The 4940-nt window shown below is 60.2% G+C and carries 2 protein-coding genes and 1 pseudogene; 1 reads left to right on the top strand and 2 read right to left on the bottom strand.

All coding sequences use genetic code 11. The features are described from left to right. Positions 1 to 1326: 1326 nt before the first annotated feature. Complete coding sequence (locus tag ACFYP3_RS36955) at positions 1327 to 1665, bottom strand: M23 family metallopeptidase (protein ID WP_388842442.1); 339 nt, start codon at positions 1663 to 1665, stop codon at positions 1327 to 1329. Positions 1666 to 3807: 2142 nt separating this feature from the next. Here ACFYP3_RS36955 and ACFYP3_RS36950 point away from each other — a divergent pair. Continuing rightward, positions 3808 to 4377, top strand: coding sequence for a CAP domain-containing protein (locus ACFYP3_RS36950; RefSeq protein WP_388842440.1), 570 nt, complete (start codon positions 3808 to 3810; stop codon positions 4375 to 4377). 52 nt (positions 4378 to 4429) lie between these two features. On the opposite strand, the pseudogene ACFYP3_RS36945 reads toward ACFYP3_RS36950, so the two are convergent. Next, positions 4430 to 4654, bottom strand: a pseudogene (locus tag ACFYP3_RS36945) (IS5/IS1182 family transposase); the annotation flags it as partial. Between the last annotated feature and the right edge of the window lie 286 nt (positions 4655 to 4940).

Raw genomic sequence — 4940 nt, 5'->3', positions numbered from 1 at the left:
CACCGAACTCCACGACGCCTTCGTCTCCCTCGCCTGCAGCCTCATCTGCTGGCGACGCCTCGGGAAACGCCAATCATGATCGTGTTACGAGCTCTTAGACTCGAGCGCAATCAACTGGGTCACCTGCAGCTACCACTAGCTTGGAGCGCCGACCGGCCAGTTCTCTGCGACACGGCACGCCACGGCGCAGTGTGTCGGTATCCGACACGGATGAACTTTGGTGTTCACAAAGGGAAGGGCACGCCGTGGAGCGGGGTATTTGGGTACCCCGGCTGCGGTCTACTATCGGACTATCGTCCAGGGTTCGCGTGACCGCGCCAACACATCTTCCCGAATAGACGGAAAAGCAGCAGCGTCGGCGTGTACGACCGCAGAATGCCGCGCTAGCAATCAACCCACCGCACAGCCGCGAATCAACCGGTCAGGTATCTCACTGGACTGATCATCATTCCCGGCAAGACCAGCATCCGTCGCGATGCGATGTTTAGACCTGGCAACGTGGCCGCCGTCTGACTTTCGTCCTCTGGCGACCCGGCGCCTGGGCACCGTCTTCGATCGCATGCGTAAGATCGACCATCGGCGCGGGCAGCTCTCGGAATTTTCCCCTTCCTGGGAAGGGAGCTTGAGCCTGGCCAAACAGGGTCCTCTCACCCGACCGACCGGAAGCCAAAGGTTGGCAGCCCCCGGTGTCTGGGTCCCACGCGGGTGGAGAGGCGGCTGAGGAACCAGTAGGGCGTCGGTGCTGCCGCCCTTGCCTGCACGGAGATAGAAGCCGTTCCGGCCCAGCTGGCCGCACAGCTCGGTAAGGTTTCGGCGGACGAGTTCGTAGCCCCAGGCGAACACGCGGCTCGCCCACCATGAGGAGGCCCTGGACACTCGGATCGAGGTCAGGTACCGCCAGCATTGGGACGCCGAATTGATCCCCATCCTGACCAACACGAGTCTCACTCTCGGGGCAGGTTTCATCGCCGAAACCGGGGAATAGCGAGCGGTTGTAGTTGCACCAACCGCCTGGCCGCTTTGGACAGTGTGGCCCCGTCCCCGTCGACACTGGCGGCATCAGCGGCTGGCGCAGGCCAGGCCACGCCCACGCCCACGCCGACCGCCGGTTGGATGGGCCCGTGCAGGCGGATACGTGCTTCCGCCACAATCTCAGAGACGTATCGAGACGGGAAACTTACCGAAGGCGAGACACGCAAAGCGACCGCGATTACCCTCGCCTGCCGACGAACCAGCGTCTTGTGCGCCATGATCCAGAACATTACGCCCTTCAACCTGCACCTCCTCGGCGGAGCGGACTGACTCGATCTTGGGTTCTCCAGGCAGCTACCACCTAGGCTCTCGCACGTCCCCGTACTTGAAAGGGCCCTGTGAATGGTCTTCGAAGTGCAGGTGCGGACCGATTGCCCGTCCAGTCGCGCCCACAGTTCCGAGCTTGTCTCCGGCTGATACAGCATCGCCGCTACGTACCGAGATCCGGAAAAGGTGTGCGTAAACGTAGAGCCGTCCGTTGTCTGCTCGAAGTCCTACCCACTTCCCGAAACCGTGCGGGTCATCTTGCGAGACTTCGACCCTTCCGGAGCGGATCGCGTAAACGCTGGACCCTGAAGGGGCTGCATAGTCGATCCCGGTGTGGAAACCAGCAGAATAACGCGTGTGCAGCATCCCGTACCTATATGAAATCGTCCCCTTCTCCACTGGTGAAGCCAGACGAACGGTTCGGAGTGACCCGGCCGGCTGAAGCCCGAGAGCATATAGACCCGCCTTCCAGGAAAAGCCCTCCGACATCTTTCGTTCCTTCAGAAATCTGCTGTACGCGTTCTGCGTTTGCTTGTCGAAAACACCAGTCGCTCCAGCAGGGATATAACTTCCGTGGCTAATTAAGGCGCGCTGAAACAATCGGATACTCTCATTCTGTTCGCCGTATCTGATATCGGCGAAACAGGCTGCCTTAATCGACCCTTCATCCGGGTTTAGGGAGAGAAAAATTGATCCACCCCTTCGAATCGGCAACGGAATTCTCGCGAGTCGCCCCGCCTCTCTCGCACCCACGGCGCGCAATTCAGAGGGATTAGCCAATTCTAACGTAGCTGAGGCTTGCAGATTACAGCGATTGCTATGCACCGCCGCGATCTCGCGATCAGAATCCATTGCGGACCCTCTCCCATTTGAGCGCATACTGCGCTCATTGACTGTAATGTCGCGCCCCGTGGGAGCGACATGAGATTCCGTCGGAGCTAGCGCTTGTGAAACGCGAGTGACGGAATTCCAGGGGTTTATGGGCATGAGATTTGCGGCCAGTACTAGGCAGGAAACCATTGCGATGACTACAAGGTGAGTCGCGCGGCCAGAGATGTCGTCGCCAGACCTCGCGGTGAACCGCGCGTTCTGTTCACGGCGAACCTGCAGGGGAACGCCTGTCTTTCGATGCCTTCCAGTCGGCTTCAGGAACGTGGACTGCGACAACTAGGCCTCCTTCATCTTTCATACTCCAGCAGCATCAGCGGCTCCAGTGCGAAAGACTGATAATGACTCGCCGCCGAGGCACAGATAAGTGAACTGTAGGCAAGTGCCTAAAGGCATTTGCCTAAGGAGGAGGCGGGGAAAACCGGGACAGTCGGGGCGACCGGGTTCTCCCTGGTGACGTCTGCACCGACTGGATCAGTAAACTTAATTCCTGGGGGCCCCAGGCGGGGGAGCAGTGCGACTGTGATCACGGGGTGATTCTGCGGGCACCCACTGCCTCTCGGCAGCTAGGATGGCGATCAGGCATGCCATGCCATGCCATGCCTGAAATCGTCGCTATGGAGATGGGCAGGTGCCCCGTGGTAGCTGACGGTAGGGGTCGTGCATTCCTGTGTAGCAGCTATCGCATCGCACACGATGAGGATGCGCCTCCGTCCCGTCCGCCTAAGAATGGCGAGTTCGGCACTGTCCTGTTGAAGCGTGAGATCTCTGATTGCTGTCGGGGTCAGATCAGTGCTCGTGTTCCTTTTCGCGTGCGAGCAATAACAAAAAATATTCGCGGCGGGATAGCTTCTGCCCCTTGTCCGCACCGCCATCAGGAGGAGTCAGCAAGGCCGAGGCTCATCCTGGCTCACATTCAATAAGACTCAACTAGCACGTCGATATCAGCGGCTGCGAGCACGTAACCCCCACCGGAAAGGACGAGTCGGAGATCGCCCGTTGGATCGCACGAGTCGCCGCGGATCAAAAAATGAGCCGTGAACACACCGTCGTGGATCGTGTTCCGCGGCTAATCAGGCGTCCCGTTACTTCCTCGGGTTCCTCGCACCTACTCTCCGCGGGGCCAGACGCCTCTCCTGCGGCATCGGTTGAACTGGAAGCGTGCATCGATGGTCGGAGCCCTGGGCTACCACTCCACCGAACCTGATCGACGGGCCCGCCTGTGCTTCCACCTCAAGCCCGACAGCTACGACACTGCCGCCCTCATCGAGGTCCTGAAACAGATGAAGCTGCCCTACCGCGGGGAGCGGGTCGTCGTGGCCTGGGACGGCCTGTTAACACCTCAATCGTCGGTTCTCCCGCCGGAGCTCGGCCCCCTCACAGCTAGACACTTTCGTCCTATAACTCCCACCAACGGGCGGCAGGAATCTCTCCGACTCTCCGTAATGACATTGCCCATCTTTACAGAAGATCATGATTCTAATGCCCGTCGAAGCGGCTCATCCCTACAACCGGTGGTGACGGGCTTAACGCACGTTCGAGGCCCCACGGCGCTGGCGTGCCGCCCAGTGAAAATTACCCTCTTGATAACTGAGGGAAGTTCCCGTATTACATAGAGCCATGATTGCTCAGCGCCTTGCGCGTCCTCTTGCCGTGGCTGCCGCTGTCGCCACAACTACTCTCCTCTTGCAGGCCGCTCCCCTGGCTGTGGCGGAGCCTGTACCGGCCATGGCCGAGCCCTCGCCACGGGAACTCAAGGACCAGACTCTCGCCGCGGTGAATGCCGCCAGGGCCAAGTACGGCGCCGGCCCACTGACATGGAGCGACGATCTCCACCCCGGCGCCGAAGAACACGCCATTAAATGCAAGTACGAACACTCGGCTTCAGAGGGCAAGTACGGCGAGGCCATGTATGGGAGCAGCGCGTACACCGCTAACGTCGGCGACGCAGTCAAGGCATGGATCGAGCAGGGATCCGCGTACGACTACAGCAAGCCCGGTCTCCAGTCGGAGACGCGCTACTTCAGCCAGCTGGTATGGAAGAGCACCTCCAAGATCTCCATTGCAGTCGCCACCTGCCCGGCAGGTAGCATCCTCCCCAAGCCAATGCGCTTCTTCGTGGCGCGTTTCACCGAAGCCGGAAACATGCCGGGACAATTCGAGGAGAACGTAGGCCGTCCGGTCACCTGACCGGACTGTCTAAAGAGGACGTCTGGTTCATGTAGTTCGGGGTGATTGTGGTTTATGCGTCTCGCCAGGTTGGGATGGTTTCGCCGGTTGCGCGTTTGGCAAGGGTGGGAGATTGCGGCGAGACGGATCATGCTTTCGGAGTGTTCGGGTTTGGTTTCGTAGTCGCGGGCGGCGGCGATGCATCATGATCCAGCCAGGCTGCGTTTCACGACCCAGCGACTCGGTAACACTGAGAAGCCTTTGACCTGGGTGTTTCTTGAACGACGTCGACTTCGATTTCTAACGAGCTCGTGCATGGTTGGCGGTGGCACGTCGAAAGGTGCAGGTCGGCGCGGTGGTCACCGTGGCTGACGCACCCCGCGGGTGGCGGTCTGCTGGTGTGAGAGCAGTCCGGCGATAGCTTGGATCGTGTCGCTCATGTGCTCGCGTCGTGGTGGCGGGCGAGTGCTCGCCAGTTCTTGAGGTGTACGATGCCGTGCTCGACCCGGATCCGGCGTGAGGAGTGCGCCTTGCGTTGGCGTTCGTGGATCTCCTCGTACCAGTCCGGCGGGTTCTTCTTGAAC

It is taken from the genome of Streptomyces sp. NPDC005533 (assembly GCF_042871845.1).
GTDB lineage: Bacteria > Actinomycetota > Actinomycetes > Streptomycetales > Streptomycetaceae > Streptomyces.
Note: the sequence above shows the minus strand (reverse complement) of the source record. Positions and strands in the feature narration are given on the sequence as shown.

What these genes read in the sequence shown, in the direction of transcription:
- ACFYP3_RS36955 (WP_388842442.1), bottom strand. Translation starts at nt 1,665, where the DNA reads ATGCTGCACACGCGTTATTCTGCTGGTTTCCACACCGGGATCGACTAT.
- ACFYP3_RS36950 (WP_388842440.1), top strand. Translation starts at nt 3,808, where the DNA reads ATGATTGCTCAGCGCCTTGCGCGTCCTCTTGCCGTGGCTGCCGCTGTC.